The sequence below is a fragment of the Ruegeria sp. G12 genome (assembly GCF_056533565.1).
Genome location: NZ_JBQFOO010000008.1, coordinates 100712 through 121643 on the forward strand (window position 1 = coordinate 100712; position 20932 = coordinate 121643).

Annotated in this window: 29 protein-coding genes and 1 tRNA gene; 20 read left to right on the forward strand and 10 right to left on the reverse strand. The window is 54.9% G+C overall.

Annotation, left to right across the window (positions count from 1 at the left end):
* Nucleotides 1-500: 500 nt before the first annotated feature.
* Both ACR0JN_RS17610 and ACR0JN_RS17615 read right to left on the reverse strand, forming a co-directional pair.
* Nucleotides 501-797, reverse strand: coding sequence for a hypothetical protein (locus tag ACR0JN_RS17610; RefSeq protein ID WP_480887556.1), 297 nt, complete (start codon nt 795-797; stop codon nt 501-503).
* Nucleotides 798-872: 75 nt separating this feature from the next.
* Nucleotides 873-1160: a hypothetical protein gene (locus tag ACR0JN_RS17615; protein ID WP_480887558.1), complete on the reverse strand. Its 288-nt coding sequence runs from the start codon at nt 1158-1160 to the stop codon at nt 873-875.
* Between the two features lie 621 nt (nt 1161-1781).
* Here ACR0JN_RS17615 and ACR0JN_RS17620 point away from each other — a divergent pair.
* The 4 genes from ACR0JN_RS17620 (at nt 1782) to ACR0JN_RS17635 (ending at nt 6446) form a co-directional block, all read left to right on the forward strand.
* A complete protein-coding gene (locus tag ACR0JN_RS17620) occupies nt 1782-2459 on the forward strand; it encodes a hypothetical protein (protein ID WP_480887560.1) in 678 nt (225 codons plus the stop codon).
* A 209-nt stretch (nt 2460-2668) separates the two neighbouring features.
* On the forward strand, nt 2669-2887 hold the full coding sequence (locus tag ACR0JN_RS17625) for a hypothetical protein (RefSeq protein ID WP_480887562.1): 219 nt from the start codon (nt 2669-2671) through the stop codon (nt 2885-2887).
* A complete protein-coding gene (locus ACR0JN_RS17630; protein WP_480887563.1) occupies nt 2884-4155 on the forward strand; it encodes a hypothetical protein in 1272 nt (423 codons plus the stop codon). The genes ACR0JN_RS17625 and ACR0JN_RS17630 overlap by 4 nt, the downstream gene beginning before the upstream one ends.
* Complete coding sequence (locus ACR0JN_RS17635; protein ID WP_480887565.1) at nt 4155-6446, forward strand: hypothetical protein; 2292 nt, start codon at nt 4155-4157, stop codon at nt 6444-6446. The genes ACR0JN_RS17630 and ACR0JN_RS17635 overlap by 1 nt, the downstream gene beginning before the upstream one ends.
* On the opposite strand, the gene ACR0JN_RS17640 is transcribed toward ACR0JN_RS17635, so the two are convergent.
* A complete protein-coding gene (locus ACR0JN_RS17640) occupies nt 6412-6609 on the reverse strand; it encodes a hypothetical protein (RefSeq protein WP_480887567.1) in 198 nt (65 codons plus the stop codon). The genes ACR0JN_RS17635 and ACR0JN_RS17640 overlap by 35 nt on opposite strands.
* Before the next feature lie 55 nt (nt 6610-6664).
* On the opposite strand from ACR0JN_RS17640, the gene ACR0JN_RS17645 reads away from it, so the two are divergent.
* The 3 genes from ACR0JN_RS17645 (at nt 6665) to ACR0JN_RS17655 (ending at nt 8223) form a co-directional block, all read left to right on the forward strand.
* Nucleotides 6665-6880: an HGGxSTG domain-containing protein gene (locus tag ACR0JN_RS17645; protein ID WP_480887570.1), complete on the forward strand. Its 216-nt coding sequence runs from the start codon at nt 6665-6667 to the stop codon at nt 6878-6880.
* 111 nt (nt 6881-6991) lie between these two features.
* A complete protein-coding gene (locus ACR0JN_RS17650; protein ID WP_480887571.1) occupies nt 6992-7246 on the forward strand; it encodes a hypothetical protein in 255 nt (84 codons plus the stop codon).
* Between the two features lie 338 nt (nt 7247-7584).
* Nucleotides 7585-8223 (forward strand): hypothetical protein, encoded by a 639-nt coding sequence (locus tag ACR0JN_RS17655; protein WP_480887572.1) that lies wholly within the window; start codon nt 7585-7587, stop codon nt 8221-8223.
* Between the two features lie 202 nt (nt 8224-8425).
* Here ACR0JN_RS17655 and ACR0JN_RS17660 read toward each other — a convergent pair whose 3' ends face one another.
* Together ACR0JN_RS17660 and ACR0JN_RS17665 are read right to left on the reverse strand one after the other, a co-directional pair.
* Nucleotides 8426-8566, reverse strand: a complete 141-nt coding sequence (locus tag ACR0JN_RS17660; RefSeq protein ID WP_480887574.1) for a hypothetical protein — start codon at nt 8564-8566, stop codon at nt 8426-8428.
* 49 nt (nt 8567-8615) lie between these two features.
* The gene (locus ACR0JN_RS17665; protein ID WP_480887575.1) at nt 8616-8789 is read right to left on the reverse strand and encodes a hypothetical protein; all 174 of its coding nucleotides are present in this window, start codon (nt 8787-8789) and stop codon (nt 8616-8618) included.
* A gap of 154 nt (nt 8790-8943) precedes the next feature.
* Between ACR0JN_RS17665 and ACR0JN_RS17670 the strand changes: the two genes are divergently transcribed.
* Nucleotides 8944-9249 carry an ArsR/SmtB family transcription factor gene (locus tag ACR0JN_RS17670; protein WP_480887577.1) on the forward strand — a complete coding sequence of 102 codons (306 nt, stop codon included), beginning with the start codon at nt 8944-8946 and terminating at the stop codon, nt 9247-9249.
* 833 nt (nt 9250-10082) lie between these two features.
* Nucleotides 10083-10859: a hypothetical protein gene (locus ACR0JN_RS17675; protein WP_480887578.1), complete on the forward strand. Its 777-nt coding sequence runs from the start codon at nt 10083-10085 to the stop codon at nt 10857-10859.
* A 136-nt stretch (nt 10860-10995) separates the two neighbouring features.
* On the opposite strand, the gene ACR0JN_RS17680 is transcribed toward ACR0JN_RS17675, so the two are convergent.
* Entirely contained in the window at nt 10996-11925 is a 930-nt protein-coding gene (locus ACR0JN_RS17680) for a hypothetical protein (protein WP_480887580.1), read from the reverse strand.
* 234 nt (nt 11926-12159) lie between these two features.
* On the opposite strand from ACR0JN_RS17680, the gene ACR0JN_RS17685 reads away from it, so the two are divergent.
* Nucleotides 12160-12744: a hypothetical protein gene (locus tag ACR0JN_RS17685; protein ID WP_480887582.1), complete on the forward strand. Its 585-nt coding sequence runs from the start codon at nt 12160-12162 to the stop codon at nt 12742-12744.
* Nucleotides 12745-12831: 87 nt separating this feature from the next.
* On the opposite strand, the gene ACR0JN_RS17690 is transcribed toward ACR0JN_RS17685, so the two are convergent.
* The 3 genes from ACR0JN_RS17690 to ACR0JN_RS17700 form a co-directional block, all read right to left on the reverse strand.
* Nucleotides 12832-13317: an ImmA/IrrE family metallo-endopeptidase gene (locus ACR0JN_RS17690; RefSeq protein WP_480818400.1), complete on the reverse strand. Its 486-nt coding sequence runs from the start codon at nt 13315-13317 to the stop codon at nt 12832-12834.
* Nucleotides 13317-13646 carry a hypothetical protein gene (locus ACR0JN_RS17695; RefSeq protein ID WP_480818399.1) on the reverse strand — a complete coding sequence of 110 codons (330 nt, stop codon included), beginning with the start codon at nt 13644-13646 and terminating at the stop codon, nt 13317-13319. The genes ACR0JN_RS17690 and ACR0JN_RS17695 overlap by 1 nt, the downstream gene beginning before the upstream one ends.
* A 154-nt stretch (nt 13647-13800) precedes the next feature.
* The gene (locus tag ACR0JN_RS17700; protein ID WP_480887584.1) at nt 13801-14049 is read right to left on the reverse strand and encodes a helix-turn-helix transcriptional regulator; all 249 of its coding nucleotides are present in this window, start codon (nt 14047-14049) and stop codon (nt 13801-13803) included.
* 73 nt (nt 14050-14122) lie between these two features.
* Here ACR0JN_RS17700 and ACR0JN_RS17705 point away from each other — a divergent pair, with 73 nt between their 5' ends.
* The 5 genes from ACR0JN_RS17705 to thpR all read left to right on the forward strand — a co-directional run bounded on the left by ACR0JN_RS17705 (nt 14123) and on the right by thpR (nt 16710).
* Nucleotides 14123-14386 carry a hypothetical protein gene (locus ACR0JN_RS17705; RefSeq protein ID WP_480851942.1) on the forward strand — a complete coding sequence of 88 codons (264 nt, stop codon included), beginning with the start codon at nt 14123-14125 and terminating at the stop codon, nt 14384-14386.
* A complete protein-coding gene (locus tag ACR0JN_RS17710; RefSeq protein ID WP_480887586.1) occupies nt 14383-14814 on the forward strand; it encodes a hypothetical protein in 432 nt (143 codons plus the stop codon). The genes ACR0JN_RS17705 and ACR0JN_RS17710 overlap by 4 nt, the downstream gene beginning before the upstream one ends.
* A 58-nt stretch (nt 14815-14872) precedes the next feature.
* Entirely contained in the window at nt 14873-15364 is a 492-nt protein-coding gene (locus ACR0JN_RS17715) for a hypothetical protein (protein WP_480887588.1), read from the forward strand.
* A 121-nt stretch (nt 15365-15485) separates the two neighbouring features.
* A complete protein-coding gene (locus ACR0JN_RS17720; RefSeq protein WP_480887591.1) occupies nt 15486-16145 on the forward strand; it encodes a hypothetical protein in 660 nt (219 codons plus the stop codon).
* Nucleotides 16146-16191: 46 nt separating this feature from the next.
* Nucleotides 16192-16710 (forward strand): RNA 2',3'-cyclic phosphodiesterase, encoded by a 519-nt coding sequence (gene thpR / locus ACR0JN_RS17725; protein WP_480887594.1) that lies wholly within the window; start codon nt 16192-16194, stop codon nt 16708-16710.
* Between the two features lie 254 nt (nt 16711-16964).
* Here thpR and ACR0JN_RS17730 read toward each other — a convergent pair.
* A tRNA-Thr gene (locus tag ACR0JN_RS17730) sits at nt 16965-17039 on the reverse strand.
* 83 nt (nt 17040-17122) lie between these two features.
* On the opposite strand from ACR0JN_RS17730, the gene ACR0JN_RS17735 reads away from it, so the two are divergent.
* Genes ACR0JN_RS17735 through hisD form a run of 5 tightly spaced genes read left to right on the forward strand, consistent with a single transcriptional unit; the run spans nt 17123 to nt 20904 of the window.
* Nucleotides 17123-17278, forward strand: a complete 156-nt coding sequence (locus ACR0JN_RS17735) for a hypothetical protein (RefSeq protein WP_480887596.1) — start codon at nt 17123-17125, stop codon at nt 17276-17278.
* A gap of 6 nt (nt 17279-17284) precedes the next feature.
* A complete protein-coding gene (gene murA, locus ACR0JN_RS17740) occupies nt 17285-18553 on the forward strand; it encodes a UDP-N-acetylglucosamine 1-carboxyvinyltransferase (protein ID WP_480887598.1) in 1269 nt (422 codons plus the stop codon).
* A complete protein-coding gene (locus ACR0JN_RS17745) occupies nt 18550-19026 on the forward strand; it encodes a DUF2948 family protein (RefSeq protein ID WP_480818333.1) in 477 nt (158 codons plus the stop codon). The genes murA and ACR0JN_RS17745 overlap by 4 nt, the downstream gene beginning before the upstream one ends.
* Nucleotides 19023-19550 (forward strand): GNAT family N-acetyltransferase, encoded by a 528-nt coding sequence (locus ACR0JN_RS17750; RefSeq protein ID WP_480887599.1) that lies wholly within the window; start codon nt 19023-19025, stop codon nt 19548-19550. The genes ACR0JN_RS17745 and ACR0JN_RS17750 overlap by 4 nt, the downstream gene beginning before the upstream one ends.
* A 52-nt stretch (nt 19551-19602) precedes the next feature.
* Nucleotides 19603-20904 carry a histidinol dehydrogenase gene (gene hisD, locus ACR0JN_RS17755; protein WP_480887601.1) on the forward strand — a complete coding sequence of 434 codons (1302 nt, stop codon included), beginning with the start codon at nt 19603-19605 and terminating at the stop codon, nt 20902-20904.
* The last annotated feature ends 28 nt before the right edge of the window (nt 20905-20932 follow it).

Below are 20932 nucleotides of genomic sequence, written 5' to 3' on the forward strand. Positions count from 1 at the left end.
CTAAGAACGCCAAAAGCAGCGGAAACGTTAGCCAAGGAAACTAGGTGTTTGAGATGAAGCCAAAAAATGGCTGACTCTTGGCAGACCGGGGTGCGACGCGCCAAACTCATACCCCCTCTTGGAAATCGTTAACCCCCTCAAGACGCGCCGCACCGCTTTGGTACCAGAGCAGAATGTTGGAATTGTGTCTGGGACAAGAAAATAGAGGGTCTAAGGGAAACCCCCAATTTCGGAAACATGAATCAGAGGTTAGGGTTTTATCAACGGACCACTTAACCCAATCCGTAACACCCCCACTTTATGAGGGGCTGGCCAAGACCCCCTCATCCAGCCCCTCACACCACCCATCACTTTCTATTCATTTGTGACAGGCAGTTGTGGTTGTCCCCGGCGGCGTGGAGCAAGTGCATCCTGTTAGCCGCTCCGCGTACATTCACTATTTTGGGGGAAGAGGAGATAAGCTGGCAAATTAATTGTCGAGGTGACGTTAAGTAACACTGTCATTTCTGTTCCGGCCACCCAGGAAGCTTTTCCGGCGCAGGAACATAGTGCCGCTCCAGCCACTCCTTGAAGACAGACCAATAGTCCTGCGGCTTTGCTGAGTATCGGCGTGAATGCAGGTCCGCGATTGTGATTTCCAATTGTTGCCACCACTGCAGTTTGAGTCTGAGCCCATGCGCTTTTGCCCACACCCGCAACGCGGCTTCCCAATCGTCTACCCGACGGGATTCAAGTTCATTGTGAAGGTCGAAGGGGATTCGGTTGGGCCATCTTTTCATGGCCGCTTTGTTGCTCACATGCTGTCATCAAGCAAGCTTGTGTACCATATTTCCTGTTTCGTTATACTCAAGCGTCGCTGGAGTACCGCGCTGCTAATTGTGAACTTCGCCGACGGCTTCCAGAACCGCAGCAGCACCTTCCGCAAAGCCCGATCCATAATCCACATCTACTTCATGATCTGACATCGAAGTAAAAACTAAGGATGGCAACCTGCCCGTTTTGATCGCAATGAATGCGGCAATGGCAGAGTCCTGCATATCGTGAATGTCGCTGACCCTCGTTTCGTCCACCGGATCACCGAGTTGATCTTTGGCCCAAAGCCTTCCCGCCTCCCGAGCTTCTTGAAATCTCTGTTTGCGCACTGAACCGTCCTGGGTCATGCCTGCTCCTTATTGTGAATATACTTCAAAACCATTCTGGATGACCCCAATACCACCATTGCCGCCTATAGTTTCCGACCAAGCGCCTCCTCGGCAATTCCAGATAATCTTGATGCAATTAGGGTGCGTGGGATACGCTCCCGAAACTGACATGTTACAGAAAGCGATAGATTTATGGTAAAAAACTCATCTGGGCCCAAAGTCAAAGATACAATTAAGACTCCTCGAAAGATCAAGATCATCGGAACCATGCACATCAAGGTACTGAGCTCGGTTGCGATGAACGATTTACCCAAGGGCACGGAGGGACAGATATACAAACTGGACGCCAACTACATCTACGCTTCCTTCAAGGCATTTTCCTCTAAGTATGACCTTGATCTAAAAATCAAAAGAACGGCTTGGCACAACTTCATTGATTAGAAAAACCCTCCAAAAAACGAAAAAAGCCCGACCACTAGGGCCGGGCTAAGTCGAGGGACAGATTGTAAGGCTTTTGGGTCGGGCTTCTCCTTTCGTAAAGCGCGCCGCTCCCCGGAGCCTAGACGGTGATTACAATCGCGAATTTGCAAGAATCGCCTTAATCCGGTTACGCTCGACTCAATTTGAGGGGGAATTGTGATGAGACTGTTTCTATCGGCTTTAGCCGTGTGTCTGGCTGGTGCGGCCAACGCAACCACCGTTACCTTTGACCATACCTACGGTAGCTCCGGCCCGGTTTTTGGTTCATACAACGGAAGTAGTAACGGCTTCTCGTATATTTTTAGCGACTTGTATCTATTTGGAAACTATCTATCGCTTCACGATGATGGCGGCATAACCACGACTTCAATCAGCCAGCAGAATGGTAATGCCTTCACGCCAGTATCCGTTGATCTATTGGGATTCAGCAATATTTACACGACGGGCAGCGGCCCAAAGTCAGACCCTTCCTGGTACACCGCTGGTGTCGCGCCACCGCTCGCGCTCAGCTTTCAAGGCGTTATAGGAAATCAAGTTGTAGCAACTCAACTGGTTTCAACGTCGAACATGTACTCTACAGATTGGGGAACCACTACTTTTGGTTCAGCATTCACTGGAATCGATCAACTGGTGCTTTCTCTGCTGGTGCCAGCAAGTGCCCCGAGGGACAACTTTGGAATAACCACACCGGGTCAGGTTTGGTGCCTAGATTGGTGTGGAGAATACAGGGTGGATAACTTTGTCGTGTCGCAGGTTGCCGCTGTGCCCCTGCCTGCAAGTGGGTTGTTGCTCTTGGGCGCTATGCTGGGAATGCTTGGGTATCGTCGCTTTACTTAGGCGACGGAAATAACCTGACCGTTCACATTAAACGCATCGACCTTTCCGCAATGACGGAAAGCCACCACTGGAATCAATGGATAATTTCGGCTGTGTGCGTGATGCATCTGCGCCTCCATTCCTGGTGAATGTTCACGCCCTGTTCTTGCATTAAGGGAGGTATTATGTTACCGTCCTGCAAGCAATGATGACGGGCAGAGACGAGCCAAATGAGCGTAGAAATCCGGGAAATGATGGCCGCAATGCGGAAGGCTGAGCAAGATACTCAGGAGGTGTATCAGTGGCTGAACGGCGACCGAACGACACCTCTGCCGCCTGAACTGAAATCGCGCCTCGTGGACATGGTGGCTGACGAATTCGGTGACAACGCCGCCGCCGCAGCCATGGACCAAGTTGCCACCCAAAACATGCCGGAGGCAATGCAATGAGCAGAATGGATGCATCGATAATCATGGCTGGCCGTCAGCCAAACATCATCAACGCATTGGCCCAGGGCCAGGAGGCCCGCGCACGGGCTGACCAATACCAAAGCCAGAACGCACTGCGGCAGATGTACCAGACACACGGGCCGCAAATCATGGCCGGCGATCCGGCTGCGATGAATGTGCTAGCCCGGCATGATCCCGGCGCAGCGGTCCAAATTCAAGGGCAACACCAGATTCAAGCACAGCGCCGTCAAGTGCAGGCTCGCCTGACTGCAGAGGAACGCAGAAGCGCCGAGGCACATGTTGCCAGGATGGACGCAGCGGAGCGCGCGGCAACAGCAGAACGCGTACAGACGGGCCTTAAGGCCGCGTATGGCGCACAAACACCCCAGCAGTGGGATGCCATTGTCACCCAGTTCGGAGCGCAGGAACTTGTAGGCGAGTTCGAGAACAAGCAAGCCCACGCCAGGCGCTACATGGAATTTGCGCAGATTTTGCAAGCGGAACAACCGCCCGAACCGGCAGACGAATATCAACGGTATGTTGCGGAGGAAACCGAGGCGGGCCGCACTCCGCTAAGCCGGATTGAATACGCACAGGCCAAAAAAGGAGGGGGCTTTAGTGTCACCACTCCAGATGGAACGACTGTTTCATATGGCGGCGGACAGCAAGGCCCAGGCTTCGGGAAAAAGGCAACTAACGAAATCGAAGGTCGTATCCTAGACTCGGGTGCCATGCTTGGTCGCCTGAACGACACGCGGGCCTTGTTCAAACCGGAGTATCTGGAATTCGAAACTCGCATCGGCGCAAAGATTGGTCAGTGGATGGACAAGGCTGGTAAAGCAACGCCTGAGCAACAGGAGCTTGTTGCTAACTTTGCGCAGTTCAAAACCGAGGCTTTCAACAACCTCAACACCAGCTTGAAAGAGCTATCAGGTGCCGCCGTGACACCGCAGGAAGCGGAGCGCCTGCTTGAACAGCTTCCGAGCGTGGGAACAGGTATCTTTGACGGGGACAGCCCAGCAGAATTCCAAGCCAAGCTTGAGCAGTCCATTGTGCAGCAGCAACGCGCCGTCGCCCGCTACAATCTGTGGCTGGCAACCGGACGGCAGGGCAAGCCGTGGGATATGGGTTCGCTGGATGACGTGGACCAGATGATAAACGCGCGTGGTGCCGAGATTGAAGGCCAACTCAAGGCCAGCGGTATTACAGACCCGGAGGTTCTTAAACGCCAGGTCTCAATGCAGCTTCGCAAAGAGGTGGGTTTCTGATGGCTGGATATGACTACGCATCCGAGATTTTCGGGACAAAAAAGGCGACCGCAAAGGTTCCTCTGACGGACTACGCGTCCGAATTATTCGGCATCGCGCCTAAACCGCAAGCCCAGCCACAGGGGGGTGAACGGAACCCGGACGGCACCTATGGAACGCCGCCGGAAGGTATGATTGCGAACCCGGACACCGGACAGATGACGTCCCGCGAGTTGCTGACCGAGCATCACCGCCAGACGGGTGACAGGATTGGTGCCGTTGCCCGCATGGCCCCACACGGGGCAACCCTAGGGCTTTCCGACGAGGCCGTTGCTTTGGGGTCGCTGGTTCGGGGTAAGGATGCGGCCAACTTCGCGCTTGAGAATGAACGGGCCAGGATTGACGCAAACCGCCGGGAATACCCCGTCACGTCCATAACTTCAGAAGCGGCTGGGGGCTTGGCCATCCCGGCAACTATTCTCAGCAACGCGACCCGCGCACCAATGGCAGGACAGGCTGCGGTGGCGGGGACAACGACGGGCGGCGCATACGCTTCATCGACTGGAGAGGCCGTCAAGCAGGGTGCCAGAACCGGGGCGGTCACAGGGACTGTGTACGCAGCGGCAGAAGGCGAGACGGCCAAAGGGCGATTGAAGAACGTCCCCGGCGGTCTTATCGGTGGAGCTATTGGTGGCGCGGTTGCCGTGCCGCTTACGAAAGTCGTGGGTTGGGCTGCGCAGAAGGTAGGAAAGCCCGTAGCCCGTCTATTGTCGGATCGGCGCTACTACACACCGGAGGGCGGGATAACACCTGCTGGCCGGGATGCGCTGAGGCAGCTTGGCTATAACGCAGATGAGTTGAGCGATGCCTTTGCCCGCGAGTTCTCCAAGGGCATTGACGAAGGCGTTGATCCGCAACTTGCCGCCCGTGCCGCCGAAATAGAAGAATTCGGTATTCCGGCATTCAAACACAACGTCACAGGTGACGTGAACGACTTCGCTAATTTCGAGCGCGCCCGCCGTGGCGTTGGACCGGATGCGGTGGTTGCGAAGGCTCAGCGCTTGGGGGATCAGCAGGAACTGGCCGTTCGGCGCGGCGTGGATGATGTAGCAACAGAATTGAGCGATGGTGTCAGGGCGGATCAGCTAGATGCGTCACAGGCCGTCAGGGACCGACTGCAGGGATTGAGTGAGGCCGAGAAAGCCGCCGCACAGGCCGCGTACAGGGCCGCAGACGACGCCGGGGTGTCAGTGCCCGGAAATGTCGCTAAGGGCATTGTGCAACGCGTACAGAGTCGCTTGGCGGATGAAGAGATTGACCTGACCAGTGATATCTACGCGAACGCCCGTGCGTACATGTCTCGCCTGGAAAAGCGCGGAGAGGGTGAAGGCGGGGTATCCCTTCGATTGATTGAGACATTCCGCAAGGACCTGAACGCCTCATTGTCCAAGGCAAAGCCAGAAGACAAGCGCGCCCTTTCCATCATCAAATCCGAGTATGACGCCTGGGTTGATGATGTAGTCACTGCCAAGCTGTTTGACGGCGACGAGGCCGGGTTCGGGGATCTGAAAGAAGCCCGCAGGCTGTGGGCGCAATACTCCGCCAAATATCGTGGGAAGGATGCAGGGTCAAAGTTCCTTCAAGAGATGATGGACGCAGATGCCAGCCCGGATCAGGTCATGCGTTGGATGTTCGGGGCGTCGAAGCTGGGCAATGGCAGGATGAATGCGCCACTTGCCGCGAAGCTGCGCAACACTCTTGGCAAGGACTCGGATGAGTGGAACTTGGTTCGTCAGGCTGCGTTTCGTCACCTGACACAAAAGCCAGGAACTGAAACACCCGGCGCTACCGGGCCGATCCCGTGGGGACCGCAGAAGGTATCCGAGAACATCCGCACTTTCTTCAACAGCCCGCAGACAAAGCCTCTGGCGAATGTCCTGTTCACCCCGAAGGAACGTGGTCAAATGATCCGGCTTTCAACGGCTCTTAACCGCATGGTTCCGCCACGGGGCGCAGTTAACCACTCGGGCACGGGTTACGAAAACGCCAGAATTGCCCAGAAGGCATGGGAAGGTGCATTGACCCTGATTGGCTACAAGACCGGTGGCCCAGCGGGTGCTGTGGCAGGCCGTGCAGCAGCTAAAGGTACAGAGAGGGGTGCAGGCTGGCTACAGGCCGCAAAGATTGGTCAGAGGGTCAAGGGGCGTAAACCAGTTGGGCCGGTGACTACAGGGGCAATCCCCGGCGCTGCAGCGGGCGTGTTCGCAGGGGATACTGCTACCAGCCTATTGTACCCATACCAGCAAGAATGAGGGTGCCGCCAACGAATGCAACGGCAAAACCAATCATCACCGCCATGTTGCCGTCGCCCCGGTTCCAATGGGCAATTGCAGACTTGGCGAAGAACACAACCAGATAGGCAATCAGAATGCCTGCGGCCACTTCTAAAGCTAACGGGGGTTCGGCTGGGTTCATGGCAACAATCTAAGCGCCCCGGCGCGCAACGTCCAGTTATCCAAGGAGGTTAGACATGAAAGCCAATATTTGCGGAGCCAGGACCAAGGACGGCGTGTGCATGAACTCACCAGTTGAGGGCAAGACCCGCTGTCGCCTGCATGGGGGGCTATCTACAGGCGCAAAGACTGCCGAGGGCCGGAAACGCCAGTCCGAAGGGGCTAAGGCACTATGGGCAGAACCTCACCGCCTGATGGCGCTGGCGCGGGAAATGGAGCAGGCCGCAACCTGAGTTTTCGGACACCGTAAAAAGAGGGGTTTCTGCGCAATACGCGCGCGAGGGTAGTTAAATCCGAAAATCCAATGATTTCAACGCCTGTTCCCGGATAAGGTACACCAGAAAATGACGGACCGAGACTACGCGACAATCTGGATTGAGGAACTGGACCCACCCTATGTGCGGATGGGTTACACGTCACACCCGTGGCAGAACGCACACCGGATTGCACAGAGGTCAGTAAAGCTGGCGCAGAACTATTCCAGAGGTTGGCACTGTGCTTATTGCGGTGAGCTTATGCCGGAGTGGAAACGGATCGACGCCGAGTATTGCAAGGAGGGCTGCCGCAAGATGGCGGCGCGGAAACGGCGTCTAAAGTAGAGCGAAATAGACAATTGCCCTTTCTCAATGCAGGAAAGCTACCCAACCGTTTCATGCCTGCAGGAAAGGCTGGGTGCTGGTTCAGCAGCAAAAACAGGCTGAAAAATTTCAAACGAAATCAACAACCGCTTGCCGTTATCATGGAAAGGTCTGACGCTTTTTTTCAGGCGGTCTATAGGGGCACAAATCGTTCGTCTCTGCCGTAGCGAAGTTAGTCAGAATACAGGCTTGTTCAAAATTCTGCCCAAGTTGAGCGGCAGTAGTAAGTGACCATTCATTGACTGCAGTTCGCTGGCCGATGTGTACGATGCTGCTTCTGGTTCTGATGGAGATTGTTCTTGGGAAGATTTGGAAAGCACGAATTTTGGCTCGCAGTTTTGTTTACTGCATTCATGATTGTCGCGCTATTCAACTACGTTCAGCCGGTTTGGGTGCGGGATTCGGGTGTTAAAGTAGCTAACGCGCTTGAGCAGAGCTACGCGGGATCAAGGTTTGACCGTTTCGAAGTCTCGGTAGAGCAATGTGAAATCAGGATATATCGCAAGGACACCGAAGCATGTGAGAACGGGTCTTCTCTACAAGCCTTCAGCACATACATCGACCTTCGCCATCACGAGGCGGAAATTATTGGCAAGGGCAAACCCGTCGGTGATATGTGGTCGATTTTTGTAGATTGGAAGCCTATCGGCGAGTGGAAGATTCAAACTGAAGAAATCAGAAAAGACGCTGTAGCGCGTCTTGAAGCTGCCAGAAAAAAATATGGACGCGGACAGGAAGCTGTGATTGCGGCCAACGAAAACTATGCAAATTTGTACGAAGTCAGTGAATTTCATTCGCTTGGGGCAACAGAGTATTGTCCATACGGGAAGAATATCGGGCCGTTCACAAAAGCCCATAAACTAGTTGGACCGGACGCCAAAGAACTGGTGCGTTCAGTTCGTGCACTCATGCAAGAGTGCAGTGATGGCTGGTTTTAGCAATAACGATGGGTTTGATGCGGTGTATGCGGTTCAAACCACGTCTAAACCCTCATCAAACACAGCTATAGGGGCACAAATATGCCCGTCAGGCGCATTTAGCACGTTATAGCGCAGCCACTAGCCGTCAGAACCCGTTAGACCGGCTCAGCGGGCCGTGTATTGAGTCTGGGAAAGTCGGAAGCGTGGTCTAGCGCGCTGCTTAATCCGTCGCCGTAGTCGTTGTGGCTTCGTCCCCACCTGTGGCCCCACCACCGTCGTCCTCATCACCTGACCTCATCATGGTCAATGCCAAGATAACAACAACCACAACAGCGGCGATAATGATTACGTTCCTGTTCATATCTATCCTCCCTTGCAGAGAGGTGTCCCACGGCGATACCCGCAGGTATCTAAGCCACCTTCTGCGTATCTGGTGTTGGGTTGGCTAGCTGTTCGTACTGGTCCACTGCGGCCAGAAATTCCGCCAGTTGCCTACCTTCGTCGGTATCCGGTTCAGAACCCCACAACAGTTCGATTTCCAGCAGTGCGGCGCGGTACGCGCTAGGGGTGCGAACAATGTCCATAGTGAAACCTCAAGTCATAAATCAATGTGAGACTTCATAACTGGCATTGCGCGATTCTGACAGGTCTTTCGCCAGTGATGGTTGAACAGCGCGGTTTTGCGCTTGTTGGCCTGAGGGGTGCACAGCTGTCTAAATTCGCAGTAAGGAACATGTCATGCGCGCCGAGATGAATGAAAACGCACTTGCTGCATCGAACTTTCTGAAAGCGATTTCTCATGAAGGTCGCCTGAAAATTCTCTGCTATTTGTTAACAGGCGAAAAGTCCGTGAGCGATATTCAGGATGCGCTGTCCTTAAAGCAAGCATCTACTTCACAGCACTTGTCTCGCCTTCGGCTTGAGGGTTTGATTTCTGATAGGCGCGACGGAAAGTCGGTTTACTACAAAATCAGCGATGCGAAAGTGCACGGCATTCTCAGTGTGGTTTATGAGCTATTTTGCACTGACGAAGGCCAACAATAAGCCTCACTCAATCTGTGCAGATATGCATGGTTTCGCTCCACAGTGGAGCAAATCCCATGTAGCAGATGTAGCGAATGTAGCAGGGGGCCGAGGCCGAATTGAGTTGTTCGGAACATCCTGAATAACCGGTGCCGAACGCCTGATGATATAGGCGACAACAGGGGCATCGCATTTACGGCGGTTTACGGGCAAGGACTGGTGGTGCAACTTGCCCCACCTGTGTAACCGGCTCAATTTTGCGCCCGTCACCCTGCTTGCTTTCAATCGCGGCTGGTTGTTGTGTTTGTCGGATCGATCCGAGGATTCATGCCTGAATGCAGGCAAGGCAGACCGTGTGCGCGCGTGTTTTGTGGGGTTTTGAGAGGTTTATGTAGTGGATTGAGTACTGCCCCGGTTTAAATGCCGTTTGTTTCGGCAATCGCGGACTCTGACGTGAGCCACCTAAAAGGCATCCCGGTTCTCTTTATTTGAATTTAGTCGTCGCTCTGGACGTGCGGTCATTCTCATATTGCGCTCGCGCGCCCATTCCTCAACAGCCTCAACGTGCCTCAGGCCTACAGCCGGATCAATCTTCGGGAACCCATACTGCCTTTCCAGAACTACCGCATTCGCCCGCAGCCAACTAACATTATGGCCTAACATCTTGGCTATGGTCTCTTCTTTGACGTAGAGGGGGGACATGGATCGGGTCACCTTCTGAAGTGTTATCGGGATGCCCGCTTGATAGCGGTGATTAGCGGTTTGAGCGGGATTAGCAGGCCCCGAATGCCGAAATTGGTTTTTGACCAATAACCCACTGGCGCTCGGTACTGACATAGAGCATTGATGCTGCCATGAAATTGAACCGCGCATTAGAATTTTTGCCCAGGCTGGGCAACGAAATAGTTCCACAAGGTATCGTTGATGAAGGTCGAATCTTTGCCCTCGGGTCGTTCAGCAGCGCCAACCTGAATCACGCTCGAGTGATAGACGTGCTGCAAGGACTCGAGGATCAGGTTTTGCAACCATTCGGATTAAACCCTTGGGCGTTCATGCTGGACTATTCCACCCTCGAAATGGACGGCGAAAGCAAACCAATGACCATGTTGGAAGTGGTCAGACCGCAAGGCGATGGTGCAATCCATGTTTGCCAGTACCTTCTGATGCCACGACGCGTTACCAACACAGCGCTGTTCCTGTTTAGGCATACTGACAGTGGCACAAAAATTGAAAGCGCCAACTCCATATTGCAAGATGCAAACCCAGATGGATTGGGAGCGCTTTCGCGATATCCGCTCGCCGTTGCGTTGCTGAATACACGGGGCTGCCGGATCGATTTGAAACGCGCGCCGAGCGTCACGAATACAAGGCGCAAGCGACTCGGTAAGGCTCCAATCCCAGCGCACTACACTACTGATGCAGGCGAGTATTTGACCGCCCTCAATTCCGCAAAAGAAAGCGTGGATCGCGGTGGCACTCGCGCTAGCCCCAGGCCTCATTTGAGACGCGCCCACGAGCGGATTCAATCCAACGGCAAGCGCAAGATAATCCCACCAGCGTTGGTCAACGTACGTAGCGAGGGAGACATAGCTTTTGTTCAGCGCCGAATAGCATATCAGACCGCCAAATAGGCAAACCTAGGAGATTAGCGAACAGTCGAAGCTGACGCCGACACAGACGGCGGAACACTTAGGGAAGCGCAGGGAATTTGGGGCGGCTCGTTCGGTTTCAGTGCAAGTTGCACCAAAACCCCAAGGTGGGTTTAGGTCACTTTTGAATAGCGACAAGCCTGTTTGCGCGAGCCATCACCTTGCCAGATAAGTCATGCTTGGTGTTGTCGGAAATGCTCTCGTATGGTGTGTTGCTGTGCCTTCTATTTGGCTTCAAGGTGTTTTCAGTACCTCTAGGCCACGCTCTAATGCGAACACTTTTTTGCGGGAATGGATCGGCTAATACATATGCCGTTTCTGTGTGCATTTCCCACCGTATTTCTGTTACACCTTTTCGGATAGGACTTTCTACGCGAACAAAACCCATGACTTTCAGTCGTTCCTCAACCTTTGCTAAGTCTTCGTCGCTTCGTTCGAACGTTTGGAAATACCTGCGCCTTGGCTCTGCGGGTAAAGAAATGTCTGTTAGATATACTACGCCGAGCCTTTCAACCTCGGCAGCGCGCTCCGCTTCAATCTCGACTTGCCGAGCTGCAGATTCTTCGAAATCTCGTTGGGCGCTATAGATAATAGCGGCCATGACAGGGCAGTCAGCCCCCGCGCCAGGGTAGAGATGCTTCTCAATGCCCCGTTTTGCGGCTGCGCTAGACCTGCACAGGACACAATCACAGCGCTCTTGGGCATAGCCCCAATCGCTATTGGTTTTTTCGATACTTTTTCTACTTTCTTCGATGCACATTGCCGAGAAACTGTATTTTGCTTCCCGAAACGCTTCAGAGTTCTCCGCTTCGCCCAAACCGAAGCTAGCTGAACGCAACTCACGGGGAAGACGTTCAAGAATGACACACAGCAAACCGTCGAATTTGCGCTGCAAGCTATAAAGTTCGGAATCATATTGTGCAGTTCTGCGCGGCATCAGTTCCCCTCCACCAGATAGGGGCAGATTCACCTGAAAATGGTTGTTTGCCAAGTGACCATTTTTCAGCTCAATAAGCTGCGATAGCGTGATATCCGGGCCTAGTTTCATTAGGAGGCCTACCATGAGCGACTACTTAGCACACAGCGCATAGCACACCGCCAGCGTCAATATGGGCTGCTAAGGGATCAAGATTGGTTGGCAGTCAAGGGACTGGGCTTTTGTCGGATTGTTGGTTGGTAGCGTCTATTGTGAACCCTGCACAATGGGTCAGTAAGAATCGTATTTTCACCAACTTTGTGCTATCGGTAGCTTGGATTTCAGTCAGGACTTGGGGGCGTAGCAATGCGATACTTTTTTATATTGCTTTCAATTATCTTTTCGACCGGCATAGCCAACGCACAGGATTTTCGCATCCTTAAGTACCACTTTAACCCTGTGATGGAGCCAAAGGGGCCTCACGACATCTTAAATGACTGCGCAAACAATGAGAGCTGCAAAGCCGCTATGAGACGGATGGCCGAGGCTGTCGGATGGGACTCCGATGTGGTTGATTGGGCGGCATATGCTTCCAACGAAACTTATCGGCGCCGAGGCAATGAGACAAACGCAGATATCTTAGCCGACCCAAGTGGGGAAATGCGCGCGTACTGCCGCGTAGGATTGGAAATTGTCAGCAGAAACTCTGCGCATTTTGAGGCGGAAATTTCAGCGGGCGGTGTTCGGCTGTATGCGGTTACTCCTAAGAAGGGCGTTGGAAAAGGTAGGACATGGGTTGATGTTCTGTTGGTAATTGAAGACATCCCTCGCCCCGACCTCGACCAACGAATTGCAGAGGGTAGGTGCACGATTCCAAAAGAGTCGGGAAATGCAGTGCGCATTAAGTGTTTTGAGGGGAAAAGCTGCGACAATCGAACCGGATGGTTTTAGCCTGATACTTTCCAATTCTGTTAGAATGCAAAGGCCCCGCCGGAGCGGGGCTTGTTCATTGGTATGATTCCCGGGGCAGAGGAGTTGTTAGTACGGAAGCCCCAGCCTAATGCACATCGCGTGCTTAGAGACGCCGAAGTGCGAAGCCATTGCATCCACATCAGGGCTGAGCCGATCCCATTCTTGCTGAATCAGCTCATCGGGCATCAGAAGGGAGGCTGCGAACTTGTTAGCTTGAGTTTCCTCACGAGGCCCAACTGCAGTGTTGTGGTACTTTCCAACGTCCGTGCTTCTATAGGCCCTGTCATCGTCCAAGCCATCGCCAATCAAATGGCGGTGCATAATGTAGTGGCCCAACTCATGCGCCAGCGTGAATCTTTGACGGGTCGGAGGATCAAATGCGCTCAAAGTGATTAAGTAGGTGTCCCCAAGCTTCTCAATCATCCCAGATACTTTATCAGCGAGAAACGCCAACTTTACCCTTACACCGAGCGATGCGGCCAGCATGTGCAGGTCTACGGGTGCGGTTTTCCGCGCTTTGTTAATGAGTTCTAACTGTTCCGATAGTTTCATTACTCGCCCTCCCTGACATCTTGTGCACCTGCTATTTGGTCACTCATATCACTGCTTGATGAAAAAATATCCTCATATTCACTCAGTATTTTTGGCAGTTCTCGCTGTAGGTACTGATTAGCAACACGCTCAGCTACCTCCTCTGCGACTTCCCGAGCTTCGCTTTCGGCTTGGGCTCGGGCAACTCTTCGTAGGTTCACAAAGGCAAAAATACCTCCTGCTACCAAGATAAGGCCTATGGCGGCCAATAACAAAGAAATTAGGTCTAAACGGCCAATTTGTGCTGCGATTGCAATAGCGTCTGGGGGAATTTGTGAGTTCTGGTCCATTCGCTCTTAATTCTATAGTTCGCGATAAGAGTCGAGACCTCCGATTTGAGAGATATCGATGCAAAAGGGTACGTCGTTTTGCAGCCAGCTCAAAGCCAGGGTCGCCGGTTTCGTCTATGAATACGAGCAATCAGGCGCAGCGCGAAATGGTATGTCACTGACCATCTTTCTTAACCAATACCACCCCAACCCCATTGGCCGTATCGCCCTCGTCTAGGAACTGGACGCCTTGGGCTTCGAACACTCTACGAATGGACAGAATTGTTTCGTCGGAAGGTCGCGGTCTTCCCGATCCTTCTGCCCTCTTTATCGTCATGCTGGAAACGCCCGCTGCATCGGCGATTTGGGTTTGAGATAAGCCTGTAAGTGCTCGCGCTGCCCTGATTTGGTCTGGTGTGGTCATTTTTGCCCTTGTTCTATTTAGAACAGTTTACTATGTTCTTATTAGAACATTACCACAACCGGAGGAAACAGCAATGCCAGAACAACGCGCCAGCGCGAACGGAGAAGGTACGTCTGGACCAATCTTTGACGTCCCAACGCAGACCGACACCCATGACAAGGCGCTCAAAATATTGGCGCTTGCTCGCACTGGTGTTGCCGCCTCCGACAGCGCAATGAACATCGACCTGACAATGAGGGGATACGGCGAGTTGCTTGAAGTGATTGGGCAGCTTGCATCCGACATCCTCGACATGGAGCCCATCTTCGAACCACTTGAAAAAGGAGAAGTGCAATGAACGCCGAGACGAAGACTAATGACTTCGACGCAAACCCACACTTCATTGTTGCTGACTTTTCAGACTTTATGACCTGCCAGCAGCGCGTGACCGCCTTTTGCCGATGGTTTGACCTGCCTGACCCAGGCCTGCGCTATGACGAAGACGGCGACATCCTGATTGACGATGTGTTTCTTCGTTGGTGCAAGGAAGAAGGTGTTTCCATCGACTGGTTGGCGTGCGGCGATCCGATGGGCATGGCGGCAGCGTTCCGCAAGTCTCATAAAAAGGAGCATCAGTTCTCAGAGAACCTGAAACTGCTCGACGACCAAGAAATTCGAGCAATCGAGATTGGGATGAAAGCCTACATCAAGGGTTTGGCTCCAATGGAACAGACAATCAAGGCGGCAGAACAGGCATTGAAAGAAGTCAAAGAAGAAGCCTCGTAACCGGCATCCCTTTCGGGCGCGGCATTTCCTGCGCCCGTTTTCATGTTTGAGATTTGATATGAGTTATTACAGCGTCAACCGACATTGGTCGGATCAGTTCTTGCCCGAGATAAAGAGTATCATCGGCAGCCACATCCTTCAGGCTGCGCCAGATCCGCTGGACCACTTCCAAGCCACAGATTTGTTGATGCTGGACGCCAAGGACATGCGTATCGCAGCCAGGGTTAGGCGACACGGCTACGCAACTAGATACCCGCATCAGTTCACCATCAGGGCCAAGCTGCCAACCGGTGCGGAGACAGAGCTATCCAAGATTGTAAACGGGCACGGGGATTGGATGTTCTACGGCCATGCTGGGCCTGACGGGCAGGTGATTGATAGCTGGTGGCTTATTGACCTGCGGGCGTTCAGAGCGGCGCTCATTCGGCATAGAACCACGGGCGCACATCTTATGATGGGCGACAAGCGGAACGCCGATGGCACGTGCTTTAAGTGGTTCGATATTCGGTCGTTCCCGAAGGAGCCGCCGTTGGTGGTAGCGCGTGGGTAACTTGTTGCAACCTGCCCAACAACAGACGTCTTTCCGCAGGTGACAAAAATCACACCTTCGCTAAGCTTGTGTTAACCAGAACAGTTGCCAGTTGATAACCCAAGTAAGAGGTACTTCTTAAATGTCAGAGACGGAACTGCATGTTCTCTTCATGCCTGCTGTAGATGCGGATCTTTCAAACTTTTTGCATAGCGTAGCCCCCGACAGACAACATAACGCGTCAAATTGGAAGGTTAAGACTGGAGACAACCTAATCAAAGGCACCAAGCTTTTCGAACTGGAATACCAAGACTTGTCTAGCAGAGGAATTGGGTTCTGGAACTCCTTGGCTGACTTCTTCACCTCTAAATCCCGGGGCAGTTTTGAGCTAAACTGCCCAGTGGATGGAAAATTTCACCTAAAAGACGGTTTCTACAGCAGCTTTAGCGCCGAAAACAGTTCAAAGTTCAAACACATAGATTCCATCGACGTAGACTCCCCTAAAGTCTCAATCGGCCATGCTATGTACGCATTCCATGTTGTCATTGAGGGCCCAGTGAACCTGTTTCCATATGATTTCTATCGCCCATGGTTTGATTTCATTGATAACTCCAGAGATTGGATGGAAGCCTCGATCCGGCAAAGTGATGGTTCATGGAAACACGATTGGTATACAGCCGTCAGTCTCCAGAAGCAGAGGTTTCAGACACTTCCCTGCAGGACCATGGAGTACCAAAGGTTCATAGAGTTACTCAAAGAAGCCTGGGGTGACGACTCTAGAAGGCCGGACTGGTTGAATTAGGTCCTAGCTCCGTAATTTGGAGTTTAACCGAACACAGGAATGCTCTTTGCGCAGTTTCATTGCCATATCACTCAGCGATGAGGCAAAAGACGCTTTTGCACCGTTGCAGCGCGCATTGCCTGCTGGCCGATTGGTGCCGCCGGAAAACATGCATCTAACACTGGTCTTCTTGGACAATCAGCCCGAGGAGAAACTGGAAGAATTGCATGAACAGCTTCTCACAACGACAGCCTCGCCCTTTAGCATTACTTTTTCCGGAGTCGAAAGATTTGGGCAGGTGCTGGCTGTCGGGGTGGTGGATTGTACTGAGCTCGTAGCTCTGCACCGCAATATCCAGACCGCCACGCGGCGAGCTGGAATCATACTTCCACGTCGGCGCTTCCGCCCACATGTAACAATAGCTCGCTTAAAACCGGGGCATCGCGAGGCGGTTCAGCATGCCCAGCCTCCCCACACATGCAGCGCGTTGACAACGATGCTCGTCGCCAGTTTTACACTTTTCCAATCGACCTTGCATCCCGACGGGGCTCGGCACGACGCCTTGGCACACTATGCCCTACATTAATTGTTTGCCGGTTGTCGGCGGTATATCGAATCGTCATTCGAATCTCTGAGGGCATCGACGTCCAATTGGAGTCACGCTGCGGGATTCTTGAGCAACTGACAATTGCGCGGAGTCGGTGCTCCCTGCGAGCTAACGCAAACTTTAAAGCGACGAAAAGACCAATTAGTGGCGCAACCGAAGGGGGGTCAAAAAGGGGATTGGTTTCAGCGTGCCTCTGTTATCGCCTTGAAATAAATGCACAATTTTCGAAATCATGGTGCTGCTGGAGAGAATTGAACTCTCGACCTCTCCCTTACCAAGGGAGTGCTCTACCTCTGAGCTACAGCAGCGCTGTGGGCGGGTGATTAGACTCAAACGAAACGCGGCGCAAGGGTGTCTGGACGGTTTTTTTCGCCTCCTGTAGAGAAAGACAATGGCAGAGAAAAATTCACCCAAAAAACACGGTAAACCGGGGCAAACGCGCGAAGACCGCTTGAAAGCGGCGCTGAAAGCGAACATGGGGCGGCGCAAGGCGCAGGCCAAGGCGCGCGCGGCCTCGGACGACAAGGCCGGTAAGGACGAGGGATAAGAGCAGATGGATTCGATTCTGGTGACGGGGAATGGCCCGCTGAACGGGCAGATTCCGATTGCGGGGGCGAAGAACGCGTGCCTGACGTTGATGCCCGCGACGCTTTTAAGCGAAGAACCGCTGACGCTGACCAATGCGCCGCGGCTGAGCGACATCAAGACCATGACCGCCCTGCTGCAATCGCTGGGGGCCGAGGTCTCGGCCCTTCAGGATGGTCAGGTGATCGCGATGTCGAGTCACGATCTGACCAGTCAGACGGCGGACTATGATATCGTGCGGAAGATGCGCGCCTCGAACTTGGTTCTGGGCCCGTTGCTGGCGCGGTTCGGGCAGGCAGTGGTGTCTTTGCCCGGCGGCTGTGCCATTGGCGCGCGGCCCATGGATCTGCATGTCGAGGGGCTGGAAGCACTGGGGGCCGAGATCGAGCTGAAAGACGGCTATCTGCACGCCAACGCCCCGGGCGGGTTGAAAGGCGCGGTGCACGAGATGCGTTTTGCATCTGTTGGCGCGACCGAGAACATCGTCATGGCCGCCACGCTGGCCAAGGGCACGACCGAGCTGAAGAACGCCGCGCGCGAGCCCGAGATCGTAGATCTGGTTGAATGCCTGCGCAAGATGGGCGCGCAGATTTCGGGCGAGGGGACCTCGACCATCGAAATTCAGGGCGTCGACCGCCTGCACGGCGCGACCCATCAGGTGGTGACCGACCGGATTGAACTGGGAACCTATATGCTGGCCCCCGCGATCTGCGGCGGCGAGGTCGAATTGCTGGGCGGTCGGATGCGGCTGGTCGAAAGCTTTGCGGCCAAGCTGGATGCGGCGGGGATCAATGTCACCGAGACCGAAAAGGGCCTGAAAGTCGCCCGCAAGAATGGGCGGGTTACGGCGGTCGATGTGGTCACCGAACCTTTCCCCGGCTTCCCCACCGATCTGCAGGCGCAGATGATGGCGTTGATGTGTACTGCCGAAGGTGTGTCCGTTCTTGAAGAGCGTATTTTCGAGAATCGCTTTATGCACGCCCCTGAACTGGTCCGCATGGGCGCTGAAATCGAGGTCCATGGCGGCACCGCCACCGTGACCGGGGTCGAACGCCTGAAAGGCGCGCCGGTGATGGCGACGGACCTGCGGGCCTCGGTCTCGCTGATCCTGGCCGGATTGGCGGCGGAAGGGGAAACGGTGGTCAGCCGGGTCTATCATCTGGACCGCGGATATGAGCATGTGGTGCGCAAGCTGGAAGGCGTGGGCGCAAAGATTGAACGGATCAAGGGCGAATGACAGACGCAAGTTTCGAAGACGGGCGCGAGGCGCCGCTGAATCTGGGGGCCGAGGACGGCGATGACCTGCAGGTCGTTGCGACGCTGACGCAGGATGCGGTTTTCCCGGTGACCGAGATGAAGTGGCAGCCGGCGCAGCGGCGCTTTGGCCTGCTGCTGAACCGGTTCCGGTGGGAAGACAAGGAAGCCGCCACGCGCCGGGATCGCCCGTTTGAGAGGGTGCAGTCGGTTCTGGTGTTTGACTCCGTTCTGTCGGTCGCCAGTCAGGGCATCGACCGCCGCGATCCGGACATGATCCTGTCCCTGCTGTCGGTCGACTTTGAACCGGGCGAGGATGGTGCGGGGCAGGTTCTGCTGACCCTTGCCGGTGACGGCGCGATCCGGCTGACGGTCGAGGCGCTGGAGGCCACGCTCAAGGATGTCACCCGACCCTATCGCGCCCCGTCGGGCCACGCGCCGCATCATCCCGAGTGAACAACAAGCGCGGTATCTCTCAGGCGTTTCAGCAAGTGCCGCCTGGGCTTATCTTGCGCCCGGCGACGGTGTTTGACGTCTTTGATATCAGCCGCGTTCTGATCCGTTCGATCACTGAACTTTGCGCCGCCGATCATCGCAATGATCCCGATCTTGTGGCGGAGTGGACTGCGAACAAGGACCCGCAGACAATCCGCGACTGGGTTCAGTCGGACACAGAGGTCTGGTTGGCTGAAACCGACGGTCAGATCGCCGGGGTGGGCAGTTTGCAAGGTCAGGCCGAAATCTCGCGCCTTTTTGTGGGGCCGGACCACGTTGCCCACGGCGTTGGATCGGCTCTGCTGGCCAAGCTGGAGCGCGAACTGGCAGCGCAAGGATGCGATCAGGCCTATCTGACTGCGACAACCACCGCGCGGGCCTTTTATCTGAGGCAAGGTTGGCAAGAGGTTGGCACCTCGACGGATCACTATGGCCTCCGCCAATTCCATATGCGCAAATCGCTGCACCCCAAGGTCGAGGGTTGAGGCGCACCGGCCCCGGCGATAAGACGCATGCAAACGCCCGGAGTGCTTGATTATGCCCGTTTTCCTGAACACGACCTCGCCCGATTTTGAAGCCGGATTCCAATCGCTGCTCAGCGCCAAGCGCGAGGACAGCCCGGATGTGGACGCGGTCGTGGCGCAGATCATCGACGATGTGCGCAGCCGGGGCGATGCGGCGGTGATCGAACTGACCGCTAAATTCGACCGGCTGGAACTGACGCCTGAAACCATGGCCTTCAGCGCCGATGAGATCACTGAGGCGGTCGCGCAGGTCACGCCCGAGGATCGCGCCGCGCTGGAACTGGCCGCCGAGCGCATCCGGGCCTATCACGAACAGCAGATGCCCCAGGATCGTCAGTGGACGGATGCGACTGGGGCGACACTGGGCTGGCGCTGGTCGGCGGTCTCGGCGGCGGGCTTGTATGTGCCGGGCGGGCTGGCCTCGTACCCATCCTCGGTTTTGATGAACGCGATTCCGGCCAAGGTGGCGGGTGTCGAACGGCTGGCCATTGTTGTACCTACGCCTGACGGACAGGTGAATCCTCTGGTTCTGTTGGCCGCGCAGCTTTCCGGCGTGGACGAGGTTTACCGGATCGGTGGCGCGCAGGCGATTGCCGCGCTGGCCTACGGTACCGAGACGATCAGGCCGGTGGATAAGATCACCGGTCCGGGCAACGCCTTCGTCGCGGCCGCCAAACGGCGGGTGTTTGGCAAGGTGGGCATCGACATGATCGCAGGCCCTTCCGAGATTCTGGTGATTGCGGACAAGGACAATGACCCGGATTGGATCGCTCTGGACCTGCTCAGCCAGGCCGAACATGACGAAAGCGCGCAGTCGATCCTGATCACTGATGATGCCGACTTCGGCCAGGCCGTGGCGCAAGCCGTCGATAGGCGTCTGGAAACCCTGCAACGCCGCGCCATCGCGGGTGCAAGCTGGCGTGATTTCGGTGCCATCATCACCGCGCGCGATCTAGACGAAGCCGCCACCTTGTCGAACCGTATCGCGCCGGAGCATCTGGAGCTTTGCGTCGCCGATCCCGTAGCGCTGAGCGAGAAAACCATCCACGCGGGCGCAATCTTTCTGGGACAATACACCCCGGAAGCCATCGGCGATTATGTCGGCGGCCCCAACCACGTCCTGCCCACGGCGCGGTCTGCGCGGTTTTCCTCGGGCCTCAGCGTGATGGATTTCCTTAAACGCACCACGCTCAGCCAGATGACGCCCGAGGCGCTGCGCGCCATCGGGCCAGCGGCTGAACAGTTGGCAAAGTCCGAAAGCCTGGAAGCGCACGGCCTGTCGGTCACGGCGCGTCTCAACCGGCTGAATGGCTGACCTGCTGCCGAGGTGCTTCTATCCGTTG